The organism is Pseudomonas sp. GW821-FHT04C07, assembly GCF_059420325.1.
The window spans coordinates 109,774-124,599 of sequence record NZ_JBWKTM010000012.1; the positions used below are offsets into that span (position 1 = coordinate 109,774).

Below are 14,826 nucleotides of genomic sequence, written 5' to 3' on the forward strand. Positions count from 1 at the left end.
AATGAATATGCAGACGCTAAATTAATCGTGGTCTGTCCCCGTTTTTTCTGAAGGCCGTCGTCGACATCTACCGCTTCGATGGTTCGTTGCGACGCATATCCATGGATGCCATCGAACGTGTCGAAGTCGCCATACGAGCGACCATCAGCAATCAAATCGGCGTTCTTGTTTCTGTGTTTCCCGGGATTCCGTGAAGAACCTTTCATTTGACGCACAGAGTCCATGCCATCGAGTCAATATTTCTGAGTCGGCACACCAAAGGGAGCGCCCCGATAAGGCCGTGTGGTGATTTAATTTAGATTAATCACTACGACCCCTTTGGTCGGACTTTCCGCAGATACCGGAGGCGGTATGAAAATGTTATTTCTCATTCGCCATGCCAAGTCGAGTTGGGATGACGCTGCGCAGCCCGACAAAGACCGCCCATTGAACGATCGCGGTAGACGCGACGCGCCCAAGATCGGTGAGCGCTTGGCCAAGCGCGATCTGAGGCCCGATCTGATCCTGTCGAGCCCGGCCGTGCGTGCGCTTGAGACGGCGCAGATTATCGCCAGGAAGCTCGATTACCGGCGCAAGGACATCGTCGTGGACGATCGGCTGTATACCGCCGAGGCGAATGACTTGCTCGAGGTCATCCGCACACTGGGCGACCGGCTGAAGTCAGTGATGATCTTTGGTCATAACCCCGCGTTGGTCGAACTCGCGCAGCGGCTCTCCAGCGAGATCACCGACATGCCAACGTGCGCCGTCGCCGAGTTCAGGTTCAAAGCCAAGTCATGGTCAGAAATCGGCGAGATCGAGCCCGCACAAGTGGCGCTCGACTATCCAAAAAAATCCTAGGGAAATTCTGGAAAAGTCCACTTCTCAGAGGTTTTCTCAGAGGTCATTGCTCCCAGATGCTGCTCCCGCCTGGGGCCCTTTGCCGAGAAAGGGGGCGGTTTCCACTTCCAGCATCAGCAACACCATTTCCGTCAACTCGGCGTCGGACTTCTGTCCCGCATAGAGGTCATGGAGTGCTTTGGCGAAGGGAATGCGCAGGTCCTGGTTTTCTTCGCGGGCGGTATCGCTGTATTGCATTAGTTCGCCGATGGCTCGCAGCACAGCCCCTTGCCACCGAGCGGTGGTCCTTGGACCATCGCTGGTGATTGCAATCAACTTATCCTTCGTCAGCTGGCGAAGGGCAGGTTCGCGCAACGGCTTAAGCGGCCTTGGCTTGCGAGTGATCTTTGACATACCGGACGATACTCAGCGTCTCCTGCCGGAACTGCTCGTAGTCGATCTGCTGGGCGTTAATAAAGGTGCTGCCCATCATGGTCAGCGCGCCCATAAAGCTGGCTTCGGAAATTTCCTCGTCGCTCGCGCCAAACAAGCGCGCGGCTTCGGTATGGAACAGGGCGCAATACTTACAACGGGTCGCCCCGGAAACCGCCAGACCTATCAACTCCTTGTACTTATTAGGAATCTTGGTATCCGCCAGCCAGAAGTCCCGGGCCACGCCCCAAAATCCGCTCGCTCCGCCTTCCGGCATCTGTTTAATCCACTCCGGTACCTGACCGAGGGTCTGTTCAATTTCCCGATAAGTATCACGAATGGCCATTTGACACCTCCTTGCTTCTCTGGAGGTATCTGCTCCAGAGATACAACTAGTAGTTTAGTTCGCTGGCAGCCATGCCAGAGTCGGCAGCAGGACGACTCCAGCAATGAATTCTTAAACATCGTAGAAACAACAGGATGGATTTAGATTCTTTTGGCGCAGTGACGTACCACTAAGTACTTGGAGTTATCAAAATTGACGGGGGGCTCAGAGACATACGGGGCGTAGTGATTTAATTTGGATAAAGCCCCACAAATCGAGTGACTGCTTCATGCCCTGAGGAAGTCAGTCAACCTTGATCAAGGTTCTTGAGCAGCGGTGAACCGCGCTTCCTCCAGGAAACCTTGATCTCTCCCCGCTGTTTCTGCCGCTTTGGCCAACACGCGGTTGCAGCTATCCCACCACCACGCTAACCTTGCCCCGTCGTTGCAAATTCAGCGACCGGGTGTGAGAACCCGAGAAAATCAAGGCGCAAAAGCGCCAAAAGACCTATTGCGGCGTTTTTTTTCGCCCGCGATATCGTTTTATGGCGGCTGTGCGTGGGAGACCTTCGGGTCTACCGGTTGCCTTGATTGCCGGTTTCTCACCCCGCGCACGGCTGCCACCCAAACCTGTGAGAAGGTTCGTGGCAGTTCCTCAAGTCAAGGAGCTAGACCCCACCATGCACACCATAAATCCGTCCGAAATCTGCATCCCCCTCATCCGCTATCTCCCATCCCCCGGAGATGCCCAATGACCAACCCACAAGACCTAAAAACCATCGGCCTCACACCCTTCTCCATCCATTCGGATCAGGCCCTGTTCTGCGTCAACGGCGGCGTACCGATTCGAGAAGCCCTGTCCCACGTGTCCGACTTGCTCCATGTCGCGAAGATGCTGGCGGAGGATGCGGCGATGGAGCGAGGTTCGGACCGCTATGCCTGGGCGTCGCATTATTTGCAGGAGATGAGCAAGGCGGTGATCGATGACGTGGTGAAGGTGCTCAGCCTTCCGCTCGCACCCGCGCAAAAGAAAGGCAGTTAGTCGTTCCCACGCAGTGGAATTGGCGCTGAACGGCATGCAGCTTCGCTGTTGACAGCGGATGCAAAGGCTCGCAGAAATGCGAGGCCTTTGTTGTCTCTATTGGCTGGAAAATTTGTGCTCGCCAGATCCTGCGTCCCATAAAAAACCTCGAACAAGTCGCAATGCTGTTCAGTTAAGGAATTTCTGGCTCCGCATATTTCCCGTAGCAGCTGCCGAAGGCTGCGTTCGGCTGCGTAGCGGTCGTAAAATCAGGCTCTGTGGTGTTACAGGTTGACCGTGGTTGCATGATTTGCGACTGCTGCGCAGCCGAACGCAGGCTTCGCCAGCTGCTACGGATCGCGTCGTCGCCTTAACCACGGCATTACGAACAAGTCGAGGTTTTTTTCAGACTGAAATCGATACCATCTATTTGTAAGTGCGTTACAACCCCACCTACCGATAGATGGGGTTTATAGCGAGCTGACAATAATGCTTCCCTGTTCCAATCTCACAGCGCGTGTAAGTCACGCAATGCTTCAGGATGTTGGCTTGCCACGCGCAGCAGCGTCTGCGCAGCTCCAGTAGGTTGTCGACGCCCTTGCTCCCAGTCCTGCAACGTACGCAAGCTGACTCCAAGCAGCTTGGCGAACGCATTTTGAGATACGCCTACTTTGGCCCGCGCTTCGGCAGCAGCGGACAGCTGCACTTCCGTTACGCGAGCGCCTTTACCGGCTTTCATTTGACGCACAGAGCCCAGCAAGTCCTTTTGGAACTGTTCCAGTTCATTGTCCATTGCTGATTTCCTCCTTCAGCTGCTTGAGGAAGGCTGCGGGTAAATTGTCGAACTTCGCCTTGGTATAGGCGATTAGCAACCAGATAGAGCCTTCAGAAAGCGTGTTGTAGTAAATGACACGTGTACCACCTCGCCACGATTGAGGAAATCCCCGCCATCGGCGTCTGAATCATCATGCGGCAGCGTGTTCGATCAGTCGAAATCCGTCGATCCCGACAGATGTTCCCAAGCATCGATTTTCGCTTGAAGACCCGCGATTTTTTCGCGCACCAGCCTCACCGCATCTTTGCCGAGCAACAGATGAACGGGTGGCTTTTCAGCGGCGACCAGGGTCAACAACGCCTGCGCCGCCTTGTGCGGATCGCCGGCCTGCTTGCCACTCTTCTCTTCACGCGCCTTGCGGACCGGATCGAAAACCGGGTCGTAGTCGCTCACGGTGCGAGCCGAACGGATCATTGAGCGACCCGCCCATTCGGTACGAAACGAGCCAGGTGCCATGGCGGTCACCTTGATACCCAAAACTTCCACTTCTTTGGCCAGCGCTTCGCTGACGCCTTCGAGGGCGAATTTACTGCCGCAGTAGTAAGCGATGCCTGGCAAGGTGATGAAGCCGGCCATGGAGGTGATATTGACGATATGCCCGCTGCGCCGCTCACGCATGCCGGGCAGTACTGCTTTGATCATTGCCACCCCGCCAAACACATTGACGTCGAACTGGCGCTGTATGTCAGTCAGCGGCGACTCCTCAAGAATGCCCTCATGACCATAGCCGGCGTTGTTCACCAACACGTCGATCCGCCCCACATCACGCAGGATATCGGCCACCAGCGGCTCGATCGCCGGATAATCGGTGACGTCGAGCACGAACGCCTTGGCGCGATGGGTGTGCAGCGCTTCGAACGCGCTACGCTCGGCCTCGCGCCGCACCGTGCCAACCACCGTATGCCCCGCCGCCAGCGCCGCTTGCGAAAAGGCAAGGCCCAAGCCCGAACTGACGCCGGTGATCAGGAAAACCTTGTGTACCAGAGTGTTCATGGTGCGCGCTCCACTATCGCAGCGCCGTCGATGTTGATCGACGACGCTGCGCACAGGTCTTAGTGACCGGCGCTCTGACCGCCATCGACGTGCAGGATTTCGCCAGTAACGAATCCGGCAGAGTCCAGATACACCACGGCCTGGGCGATATCGCTGATCTCACCCATGTGCCCGACCGGGTGCAAATTCCCCAGCGCTTCATGGGTTTCTTCGCCATGCATCGGAGTTTTGATGATGCCGGGGCTGACCGCGTTCACACGGATGCCACGCTTGGCGTATTCGATGGCCAGGGATTTGGTCGCCGCGTTGAGGCCCCCTTTGGTCAACGACGCCAGTACCGAAGGCACGCCGTCGATGGCGTGATCCGTCAGACTGGTGGTGATGTTGACGACGTGGCCGCTGCCTTGTTTTTCCATCTCGGTGATGGCGAGTTGGGTGATGTAGAAGAAACCATTCAGGTTCACCGACAGCACAGCGGCGTAGTCTTCGTGGGTGTAGCTGGTGAACGGCTTGGCGACGAAGATCCCGGCGTTGTTGACCAGGGTGTCGATACGGCCAAAACGTGCGACCGCTTCACGAATCACGCGCTCGGCGATCGCCGGGTCGCCGATGTCGCCCGCCACGGTGAGGATGTCCGGGTCGGTGGACGGTTTGATCGAACGCGAAGTGGCAACCACCCGGTAATCGAGATCACGGAAGGCCTTGACCATACCTGCGCCGAGACCTTGGGATGCGCCAGTAATAACAATGACTTTTTTCGAATTGCTCATGATGAACCTCTACTAAATACTGGGGTTTGAAAAGTGATCAATCAGGCTTCGGCGGGTGCCTTCGCCATTTGTCTCAACATTTGTTCGTAGTACTCGACCGACTGCGAACCGGACACCAGGTGACGACCGTTGAGGATCATGGCCGGGACCGAATTGATGCCGCGTTCGCGGTAGAACTCTTCAAGTTCACGTACCTCCTTGGCAAACTCTCCGGACACCAACACCTCACGCGCACGGGCCGAATCCAACCCCGCTTCAGCGGCCAGGCGCACCAGCGTCTCCTGATCGCTTGGGTTTTGGCCGTCGGTGAAATAAGCGCGCAGCAAGCCTTTCTTGAGTGCGACCTGCCGCCCTTCCTGCAACGCCCACAACAGCAGACGGTGAGCATCAAAGGTGTTGTAGAAGTGGCTGCGTTTCTCCAGATCGAATTCGAAACCGATGGCTTGACCACGGGCGATCTGCATCGCTTTGCCAGCCGCGACTTCCTCGGCGCTTCGCCCATATTTGCGCATTAAGTGCTTGACCGCGTTCTCGCCGACCGCCGGCATGTCCGGGTTCAATTCGAAGGGCTTGAAAGTCAGTGCGACCGAGACTTCACCGGCCAGGTTGTCGATGGCTTGCTCCAGAGCCGTCACGCCCAAGGCGCACCACGGGCACACCACATCGGAGACGAAATCGATGGTGATGGACTGGGTCATGACTGACCTTCCGCGAGTTGTTTGCGGTACTTGGTAGTGGTCATCCCGGCATAGCCCCAGTTATCGGTGTCGACTTCCTCAATCACGATGTGGGTCAGGTCCGGGCGTTTGTGGAGGACGCGCTCCAGAGTTTCAGTGATTTCAGCGATCACCTGAGCTTTCTGCTCCGATGTGACGCCATCGCGAGTAATGCGTACGCTGACGAAAGGCATGACAACTCTCCTGTGACCTCCCTTCGATATGACGGGTAGGTAGTGGAGGTCAATGTATGAGGTTGTTTGGGAGGGATAAAGACGGGTGCAGGAACATCATTAGTGACGTGATGTAATGAGTTCGACCGGTTCACCCGATCAGGTTTAGCGAGGAAAACACCCTGCCGTTAATAAAGCAGGGTGGGTAGGCTTTGGATCTTGACGCAGGACCGGCTAACGGGTGTCCCCCATTTTCTCATTTCGCGCCGAACAGCATCGTCCAATAGACGCCCTCGTCGCTACTCGAGTTCGCGGCATAGGCCGCGCCAACCTGGGTAAACATCGGGTTCATCAGGTTGGCGCAATGCCCGGGGCTGGCCAGCCAGCCTTCCATAGCCTTGCCCGGCGAACTCTGCCCGGCGGCGATGTTCTCTCCGATCTGCCGGCCACCGTAGCCGGCGGCCTTCGCTCGGTCCCACGGCATATCACCGTTTGGGTCCTGGTGCGCGAAGTAATTGTCGTTGGCCATCGCCCGGCTGTGCCCCTGCGCCGCTGTCCCCAGGGCGGCATTCCAGGTCAGCGGCGGTGCAGCGGCGAAGCGCTGATGACCACACAGGCGCGGTTTCGCCCGTGCCGCGTTGACTTGTGCCAGCAACGTCTTGCCCGCCGCTCGCGGATCGTCCAGATGCCCATCGAGCAAGGGCCGCGCCAGCACCACCTGCCATTCACTCTCGTCGCGATACACGCCAATATCGGCGAACTGGGTATCGAGCAAGGCCCCACAGTAGCTGCTCTGGAGCATGTCAAAGGCCTCCTCGGCATCTTCAGCGCCGACCAGATGGATAGTCCGCACAGACACCGCCTGATAGCCGGAATCCTTCAACGTCTCCCGCGAAACGCCTCCATAGCCGATCGGCAAGGCCAGGCTCGATTTCAGAGCCAGCGGCGTCAAGGCTTGGACCGTGCGCCCCGCGCAGCGCTGCGGCTGGGCGCGGTAGTCGTTGATGTCCTCCACCAGCTGCCTTTCCCCGCCGGCATGGGCGGGACTGGCGAACAGGGGGAGTAAAGGAATAAGGCAGAGCGAGAAAACGCGGGAGGAGCGAACGGTCTGGCGCATGAGGCGGGCAGCTCTGATGGGGTGACGGCGGTAATGGCGATAGTGGGCTGAGGAATGACCGCAGAGCGCTTCGCTGTATTGGCTCGCAAATGGATTCCAAGGCTGGGCTAAGACTGTGGGCCTCAACACAAGTTTCACGAGCAAAGGGGGGGAAATTTATTGTTGGCGCGGATGAGTAACTACATCAGTTTCGGATGGGGTCATTTCGTATACATTTTGAAGCAGAAGAGAGGCTTCAACTCATGTCGCTAGTGGGGCATTAACGTGTCGCTGCTTTTAACTTTTTGCGACACGTCTTGAGAACATGTCGCTGTTGACGACACGATTGCAGGCGTTTTTTATGCCCGCGCACAGCTGCCACCCATTCGCCTGAGGTGTTTCCACACAGTAGCGTCAGCGCCAAACAGCGCACAGCCACCGAATCAAACATTGGCTGAATGGGTGTTCAGCAGAAACAAGGACGTCGCTGGGTTTACGCCCGCCGGGCTTCTCGGTTTAAACCTCGTTGATCTCGAACACAAACGAGATTTTTCGGCTGCTGGCACTCCAGACGTAGCGAATATGCTTGCCTGGCAGCGGGATCGACACCGCGGGTGGGCGCAAGGCGGCGATGCATTCATGGCCGTTTAGCCTTCAGCCCGCGATAGCCTATTGAGTGGGTTCAGTGTGCACAACCATCCAGACCACAGGCCTGAATGCTCGATGAGGATTCGACCGCCGCAGTACCGACCGACTCGCTCAGCCAGGTGGCAAAGGCTTCGGGTTTGCCGAGCCAGGGGCCGATGTCGATCAGCGTGAACGTGCCTTCGTGCTCCAGCACCAATGTCGGGAAACCCTGGCCACCGACCTGCGCCAACAGTGCGCGACTTTCCTTGATATGGTTCTGGGTTGCGCTCGCAGCGGCCTCCTCGAACGCTATATCGAAGGCTTTAGGCTCGAAACCGATAGTCCTGGCGAGCTCCAGCAAAACGTCTTTATCGGCAATGCGTCGACCTTCGACGTAATGCGCCGTCTGCAAACGCCCTAGCAACTCAAGACCACGCCCGGCCAGTTGCTCGGCAGCCAGGACAGCCGCAATCGGCGGCGCCGAATCGAAGACCGCCGAATGATCGCGCAGCAAGCCTTCGAAATACGCCTCGCCAAACGGCTGCCCGGTGTATTCGGCGATGCGCCGGTCATGGGGCATCACGTAATCGCGCAGCTGTGGCGAAACGCTCTGACGATTATTGCCCGTCATCATGCCGCCGCCATGGGCGATGACCGGCAAAACAGCCTGCGCCGCTTGCACCAGGGGTTTGGCGCCATAGCACCAGCCGCACAGAGGGTCGTAGATATAGTGAAGGGTTGCAGCAGACATGATCGGCTCCAGCTGAAGTCGTGAAAATTCGATGTCGGCAGCCTAATCCCTTGCTCGCCAGTGAAAAACGCTGGAATGGCTTTTAGTTTGTTTCGCGAATCGGTCGAATGCCGCGCAGAACCAATGTATTTGGACATATGCATAATCCGCGTAGTAGCTGCCGAAGGCTGCGTTCGGGCCGGGGTCGCGCTCGACCGTAGTCCTCGCAAAACCAGGCACCTCGGTATACCTGAAAAACCGCGGGGTCAGGTTTACGACTGCTGCGCAGCCGAACGCAGCCTTCGGCAGCTGCTACGGGGGGAGCTTACGCCAGACAAAAAAAACGCCGCCTTCCAGGCAGCGCTTTTACCAATCCGTTGTTTTCTTATCCTTCGATCACATCCCACAACGCGTCCAGTTCCGCCTCGCTGAATAAACCAGCGGGGTAGCGCTCGATCATCATCCGGCGCGGATCAGAGTTTCTGATCTGACGCGTTCCATTGGACTTCAACCAGTGCACCAGAACCTGGAGCGATTCGCTATTTATTGCCAAGGGATGGGATGCCCGCTCGCTGACCACGTTCATTTCGGCGTTCATTTCAGCGCTCTCTCCCGGTTTGTGAGCGGCTAACTTATCCAAGGTTTATGACAGAACATCGCAGTTCTTCACGTCCGTGAATGACACTCAAACAGATACAAGAGCTATGCCAATGTGTCCGTTTGTTTGAACGCGGGTACAAAAAAGCCCGCAGTCCTGACGGGCTGCGGGCTTGAGGCGGGTCGTGCGATTGAATTTACCGCTGATATCGTCCCTCAGACGAGGCCAGCTGTTACAACCTCACTCAACTTTTGTGCGGCGCCGGTTGTTGTTGGGTAAGGCAATGGATATTACCGCCACCCAGTAACAGTTCACGGCCGGGCACCATGACCACTTCGTGCTGCGGGAACAGGCTCTGGAGAATCTCCTTGGCCTGGTTATCCAGTGGATCGTCGAAGCTTGGCGCGATAATGCCACCGTTGACGATCAGGAAGTTGACGTAGGAACCCGCCAGGCGCACCGAAGGATTACGCTCTTGAGTGCCGTCCACTGGATCGACACCGGCACACTCTTCCTCGGTCGCATACAGCGGCCCAGGAATAGGCATTTTATGCACTGTAAAGGTGCGACCCTTGGCGTCGCGGTTGCTTTGCAGCACGTTCATCGCCGCGTGGCATCGCGAGTAGTTCGGGTCCTGCGGGTCATCGGTCCAGGCCAACAGCACTTCACCCGGACGCACATAGCAGCAGAAGTTATCCACATGGCCGTCGGTTTCGTCGTTGTACAAACCGTCCGGCAACCAGATGATCTTATCCACAGCCAGTTGCGCGCTAAGTACCGCTTCGATCTCGGCACGGTTCAGGTGCGAGTTGCGATTGCGGTTAAGCAGGCATTCTTCGGTAGTGATCAGCGTGCCTTCGCCGTCGACGTGAATCGAACCGCCTTCAAGCACGAAGCCTTCGGTGCAGTAACGGTGGCAACGCTCGATCTCCAGCACTTTGCCGGCAATCTGCTCGTCACGGTTCCACGGCGAATACAAACCGCCGTCGAAGCCGCCCCAGGAGTTGAATCCCCAGTCGACGCCACGAACTTCGCCGCTGTTGTTAATGACAAAAGTTGGACCGGTATCACGGACCCAGGCGTCGTCGCTGGACATCTCGACCAGGCGAATATTCGGCACATCCAGCAGACGCGCCCGAGCATTCTCGTACTGCCCGGCGGACACCGCTACGGTCACCGGTTCAAAACGGGCGATGGCCTTGGCCACCGCCGTGTGTGCGGCCTGTGCCGGCTTGCCGCCCAGGCGCCAGTTGTCCGGGCGCTCAGGCCAGATCATCCAGGTCTGAGTCTGCGGCGCCCACTCGGCCGGCATGTAAAAGCCGTCGGCGCGAGGCGTGCTTTGCAAAGTGCTCATGGCGATCAGGACTCCAGCGAACCGTCGAGGGTCTTGATCGCGCCGTACAGGTTCGGGCGACGGTCACGGAACGAACCCCAGGCACTGCGGGTGTGTTCCAGCTCGTCGAGGTCGAAGCTGTGGACCAGCACGCCTTCTTCGGTTTCGTTGAGCTCCTGGACTTTCTCGCCGAACTGGTTGGCGATGAACGACGAGCCGTAGAAGGTGATGTCGTAACCGTCCTGTTCTTCATTGCCGATGCGGTTGCTGGCGATCAGCGGCATCAGGTTGGCGCCGGCATGGCCTTGCTGCACACGCTGCCAATGGTCGCGGGACGAGATGGTCTTGTCGTGCGGTTCGCTGCCGATGGCGGTTGGGTAGAACAGAATTTCCGCGCCTTGCAACGCCATGCTACGGGCGCATTCCGGGAACCACTGGTCCCAGCAGATGCCGACACCGATCTTCGCGTAACGGGTATTCCAGACTTTGAAGCCGGTATCGCCCGGGTTGAAGTAGTACTTTTCGTGGTAGCCAGGGCCATCCGGGATGTGGCTTTTACGATAAATCCCGAGGTTGCTGCCGTCGGCATCGATGATCGCGATGCTGTTGAAACGTGCACGGCCAGCCAGTTCGAAGAAGCTGATCGGCAATACAACCTGCAGCTCCTTGGCGACTTTCTGGAAGTGCGCGATGGCGACGTTGGTCTCAACCGGAGTGGCCAACTGCAAGTAGTCCGGATTCGGCTTCTGGCAGAAATACGGGCTCTCGAACAGTTCCTGAATCAGGATGATCTGCGCGCCTTTGGCAGCGGCCTCACGGACCAGCTTCTCAGCGGTCTCGATGTTGGCTTCAAGGTCCCAGGAACAGGCCATCTGGGTGGCGGCGACGGTAACGATACGGCTCATGAATCATCTCCTGGGCAGGTGCATCGGGTCGATATTGGCATCGACCGACGACAGAAATAGGAACAGTGAGGCGTGGATTACCCACACCTTGAGTTATGGCGACTTTATAGCCGATAAAAATCGGCTTTAACAGTATTTATATCTCCACCCATCGAAAATATTTCAAATATTCCCGATAACAATCGAACTTAAACGCAATCCCTGTGGGAGCGAGCTTGCTCGCGATGGCGATCTGATAGTCAACATTGATATCGGATGTACCGGCCTCATCGCGAGCAAGCTCGCTCCCACAGGGGGTATTTGATCGTTCCCACACTCTGCGTGGGAATGATCTTTGTTCAGCGTTTTTATAACCCTTCTTCCAACACCTTCGACAAGGTATCGACAAAGAAATCCACGCTTTGCCGCGTGGTGCACATCGGTGGTTTGATTTTGAGGATGTTCAAGTAGTCGCCGGTCGGCTGCATGAAGATTCCCAGCTCACGCAAGCGATCGCACAGCGCGGTGGTTTCTTCGGTGGCCGGCTCAAGAGTTTCGCGGTTGCGGATCAGCTCCACTCCCAGATAGAAGCCTGAACCATGGACCGCGCCGACCAGAGGATGACGGTCGATCAGCGCTTCAAGACGCTCCTTGAAATGTCCGCCAACAATCTGCGCGTTTTCCCACAGTTTCTCTTCCTCCATCACATCCAGCACCGCCATGCCGATCCGGCAACTGACCGGGCTGCCGCCTGCCGATGAGAAGAAGTAGCCCTCAGCCTCCAGCGCTTCAGCGATTTTCCGACGAGTGATCACCGCGCCCAATGGCTGACCGTTGCCCATACCTTTGGCCATGGTGATGATGTCCGGCACCACGCCCTGCTCTTCGAAGCCCCAGAAGAACTTGCCCATCCGGCCATAGCCGACCTGCACTTCGTCAGCGATACACACACCGCCCTGCGCGCGAACCAGTGCATACACCTGTTGCAGGTAGCCGGGCGGCAACGAAATCCCCCCGGCATTGCCATACACCGGTTCGCAGATGAAACCGGCCAGTTGGCGATTCTGCCCGGCCAGTTTGGCCAGATTATGCTCGACGCCGCGCACGTAGTCCGGCGCACTGTCGAGGCCGCGAAACTCACCACGATAAGTGTTCGGTGCGGTCACCGGATGCACCCAGTCCGGGCGGGTGCTGAGGGCTTTCGGGTTGTCGGCGATCGAGGTGGAAATTGCATCGGTGGCCACCGACCAGCCGTGATAGGCCTCCAGCACGCTGAGCATGTCACGCCCACCGCTGTAGGCCCAGGCCAGACGGATCGCCAGGTCATTGGCCTCGGTGCCGCTGTTGACCAGGAACACCCGGTCCATGGAATCCGGCGCCAGCGCCAGCAAGCGCTCGGAGAACTCGGCGATTGCCGCGTAATGGAAACGCGAGTTGGTGTTGAGCAGCGACCACTGTCGGCTGGCTTCAGCGGCCATGCGCGGATGACCGTGGCCGAGTACCGCGACATTGTTGAGCATGTCCAGGTAGGAGCGGCCCTGCATGTCGATCAGGTGATTGCGCCAGCCACGTTCGATGCGCGGCGGGTCGACGTAATAGTGTTTTTGCGAACGGGCAAAACTGGCGTCGCGGCGGGCCAGCAGGGTTTGCGGGTCGAGTTCGGGTTCAGCATCGCAGGCCAGCCCCAACAGTGCCGACGGAGAAGGGCACAATGCCTGCCAGGCGGGTACCCGTGAAGGTGTGCAGAACAACGGCGGGCTGAGCTCAAGGCCTCGGCACAACTGCACCCGCAATGCACCCTCGACCTCGCCCAGCACTTGGCCTTTGACCAGCGCGGCTCCCGAATGCAGCGAAGGGCTGACGCCCCACAAGCGCACGCTCAACTGCGCACTATCGAGCCGCAACGCACCATCGGCCGCCACGTGCAAAACACCGGCAAACGGCGCCTCCACGGCGGTGCCTCGCGGTACCTGCAATTGCACATGCAGCGGGCAGGTGTCCGGTTCAGTGGCACTGTCCGGGCGAGTCCGGGACAAACGGTATTGCCCATAACGACTGGCCGCCAGGCCGTGAGTCGCGGCGGCTTGAGCCAGCAAACGCTCGTCTATCCCCTCCTGCTCCCAGTTGCCAGCTTCGAAATGCGGGCTGAGCACGCCAAGGTCAATCAAGGCGAATTCGCGTCCCACCAGGCTCGGCAGCAACGGCGCAAAACCTTCGCTGGCAATCAGTGGCAGCGAATGCCCTACCGCCGTGAGGATCGCCGCCTCCATCAGTTCGAACGAAACCGAGGTGGCTACGCGGAAAATTTCCCACTCGTGAGTGAGGTTGTCGCGGCTGTATTGGTTCTGCGGATCGATGCTGACCTGCTGTTCCCCGCTGAGCACCAGTACCGCCGCACGGGCGACGATCAACGGCCAGAGCGCCAGCAACTCTTCATGCTGCAACGGATTGACCGCGTGATACGCCTGGATCGCTGGAAGAATGCAGAATGGATCACCGTCGGCATGGTGCAGCAGAGCAGCGCAAGTCACCGACAGATCGGTAATGCGCCAGGTGCGAATCAAGTCGCCGAAATCGATCACGCCCTGCAGCTGCCAGTGGCGCTGCTGGTCCCGTTGCCAGACCACATTGTCATCGGTGATGTCCATATGGATCGCCTGCACCGGCAGCTTCGCCACCAGCGGTTGCAAACGACGCTCGGCGTGCAGCGCGGCCTCGGCAATCAACGCTCGCTGGTGTTCATGGGTGATCACCGGCAATAGATGGGTGATCAGTGCGTTGGCGTGACGGGCATCCCATTGCAGTGCGCGTTCCAGCCCCGGGTGCTGGAAGCTGGCCAGGGCCAGATCCATCTTTCCACAGAGTTGCCCCAGGCCGGACACCAGCTCATGCCCCAAGTGCTTGAGGTGGGTCAGCGACTGGCCTTCGATGTAATCGAGCAACCTCACGTGCACCGCTTGCCCGGCCACGTCCAGAGAAAGCAGGTCTTCACCGTTGTTTGCCGCAATCACCCGTGGCACATGAAGCTCGGGGTGCGCGCCCAGATGATTGAGAGCCGCGTGCTGGGCCTCAAGCTCAATCCTCGCGTAGTCGCCGCGACAGATTTTCAGGACGAAACGGCCCTGGTCGCTGTCGACCCGAAAGTTTAGATCCTGTTGGCTACCCAGCGAGTGCAGCGTTGCGCTCAGACCGTAATGCACCTGCAGCAGTTGCAGCGCTTGCTGCGCAGTGACCTGCGGACTCGGCAAACTGGCGCGATGAATCAACGTGGCGAGCGACATACAACGACCTCTGGAATTTTTATAAGGCATCTATATCGCCACTGCGACCGCCGATACGCAACCCCCTTTGATGCAGGTCAGTCCTCGGAACCGGATGAGTGTTTGAGTGCGCCAGCCATTCAAAGACCTTTCCTACGCCATACGTCGAATGGCAGGAATGTTCGGCTTTTACCCCTGCCCATAGGCTGACTTCC

General features: G+C 58.1%; 16 protein-coding genes and 2 pseudogenes. 3 read left to right on the forward strand and 15 right to left on the reverse strand.

Annotated elements, in window-relative coordinates:
- The first annotated feature begins 47 nt into the window (after positions 1–47).
- Together AC07UI_RS21415 and AC07UI_RS21420 are read left to right on the forward strand one after the other, a co-directional pair.
- A complete protein-coding gene (locus AC07UI_RS21415) occupies positions 48–194 on the forward strand; it encodes an Abi family protein (protein ID WP_494994485.1) in 147 nt (48 codons plus the stop codon).
- A gap of 157 nt (positions 195–351) precedes the next feature.
- A complete protein-coding gene (locus tag AC07UI_RS21420) occupies positions 352–840 on the forward strand; it encodes a SixA phosphatase family protein (protein ID WP_494994385.1) in 489 nt (162 codons plus the stop codon).
- Between the two features lie 36 nt (positions 841–876).
- Here the strand turns inward: AC07UI_RS21420 and AC07UI_RS21425 are convergent, their stop codons facing one another.
- Positions 877–1,233 carry a hypothetical protein gene (locus AC07UI_RS21425; protein ID WP_494994386.1) on the reverse strand — a complete coding sequence of 119 codons (357 nt, stop codon included), beginning with the start codon at positions 1,231–1,233 and terminating at the stop codon, positions 877–879.
- Positions 1,199–1,597 carry a carboxymuconolactone decarboxylase family protein gene (locus tag AC07UI_RS21430; RefSeq protein ID WP_494994387.1) on the reverse strand — a complete coding sequence of 133 codons (399 nt, stop codon included), beginning with the start codon at positions 1,595–1,597 and terminating at the stop codon, positions 1,199–1,201. Before AC07UI_RS21430 ends, AC07UI_RS21425 begins: the two co-directional genes overlap by 35 nt.
- Before the next feature lie 729 nt (positions 1,598–2,326).
- Here AC07UI_RS21430 and AC07UI_RS21435 point away from each other — a divergent pair.
- Positions 2,327–2,617: a DUF3077 domain-containing protein gene (locus AC07UI_RS21435; RefSeq protein WP_494994388.1), complete on the forward strand. Its 291-nt coding sequence runs from the start codon at positions 2,327–2,329 to the stop codon at positions 2,615–2,617.
- 487 nt (positions 2,618–3,104) lie between these two features.
- Here the strand turns inward: AC07UI_RS21435 and AC07UI_RS21440 are convergent, their stop codons facing one another.
- From AC07UI_RS21440 to AC07UI_RS21500, 13 genes and pseudogenes are all read right to left on the reverse strand, one after another.
- Complete coding sequence (locus AC07UI_RS21440) at positions 3,105–3,389, reverse strand: helix-turn-helix domain-containing protein (protein ID WP_494994389.1); 285 nt, start codon at positions 3,387–3,389, stop codon at positions 3,105–3,107.
- A pseudogene (locus tag AC07UI_RS21445) lies at positions 3,379–3,525 on the reverse strand (transcriptional regulator); the annotation flags it as partial. The pseudogene AC07UI_RS21445 and the gene AC07UI_RS21440, both read right to left, overlap by 11 nt.
- Before the next feature lie 56 nt (positions 3,526–3,581).
- Positions 3,582–4,424 carry an oxidoreductase gene (locus AC07UI_RS21450; RefSeq protein WP_494994390.1) on the reverse strand — a complete coding sequence of 281 codons (843 nt, stop codon included), beginning with the start codon at positions 4,422–4,424 and terminating at the stop codon, positions 3,582–3,584.
- A 59-nt stretch (positions 4,425–4,483) separates the two neighbouring features.
- A complete protein-coding gene (locus AC07UI_RS21455; RefSeq protein WP_494994391.1) occupies positions 4,484–5,194 on the reverse strand; it encodes an SDR family NAD(P)-dependent oxidoreductase in 711 nt (236 codons plus the stop codon).
- Positions 5,195–5,235: 41 nt separating this feature from the next.
- Positions 5,236–5,892: a DsbA family oxidoreductase gene (locus tag AC07UI_RS21460; RefSeq protein WP_494994392.1), complete on the reverse strand. Its 657-nt coding sequence runs from the start codon at positions 5,890–5,892 to the stop codon at positions 5,236–5,238.
- A complete protein-coding gene (locus AC07UI_RS21465; protein ID WP_494994393.1) occupies positions 5,889–6,104 on the reverse strand; it encodes a tautomerase family protein in 216 nt (71 codons plus the stop codon). The genes AC07UI_RS21460 and AC07UI_RS21465 overlap by 4 nt, the downstream gene beginning before the upstream one ends.
- 235 nt (positions 6,105–6,339) lie before the next feature.
- Positions 6,340–7,200, reverse strand: a complete 861-nt coding sequence (locus tag AC07UI_RS21470) for a CAP domain-containing protein (RefSeq protein WP_494994394.1) — start codon at positions 7,198–7,200, stop codon at positions 6,340–6,342.
- Between the two features lie 495 nt (positions 7,201–7,695).
- Positions 7,696–7,833, reverse strand: a pseudogene (locus tag AC07UI_RS21475) (RES domain-containing protein); the annotation flags it as partial.
- Between the two features lie 28 nt (positions 7,834–7,861).
- Positions 7,862–8,557 carry a DsbA family protein gene (locus AC07UI_RS21480; protein ID WP_494994395.1) on the reverse strand — a complete coding sequence of 232 codons (696 nt, stop codon included), beginning with the start codon at positions 8,555–8,557 and terminating at the stop codon, positions 7,862–7,864.
- 364 nt (positions 8,558–8,921) lie between these two features.
- Complete coding sequence (locus AC07UI_RS21485; RefSeq protein ID WP_494994396.1) at positions 8,922–9,134, reverse strand: hypothetical protein; 213 nt, start codon at positions 9,132–9,134, stop codon at positions 8,922–8,924.
- A gap of 244 nt (positions 9,135–9,378) precedes the next feature.
- Positions 9,379–10,488 carry an agmatine deiminase gene (gene aguA, locus AC07UI_RS21490; RefSeq protein ID WP_494994397.1) on the reverse strand — a complete coding sequence of 370 codons (1,110 nt, stop codon included), beginning with the start codon at positions 10,486–10,488 and terminating at the stop codon, positions 9,379–9,381.
- A gap of 5 nt (positions 10,489–10,493) precedes the next feature.
- Positions 10,494–11,372, reverse strand: coding sequence for an N-carbamoylputrescine amidase (gene aguB, locus AC07UI_RS21495; RefSeq protein WP_494994398.1), 879 nt, complete (start codon positions 11,370–11,372; stop codon positions 10,494–10,496).
- A 347-nt stretch (positions 11,373–11,719) separates the two neighbouring features.
- Positions 11,720–14,632: an aminotransferase gene (locus tag AC07UI_RS21500; RefSeq protein WP_494994399.1), complete on the reverse strand. Its 2,913-nt coding sequence runs from the start codon at positions 14,630–14,632 to the stop codon at positions 11,720–11,722.
- Between the last annotated feature and the right edge of the window lie 194 nt (positions 14,633–14,826).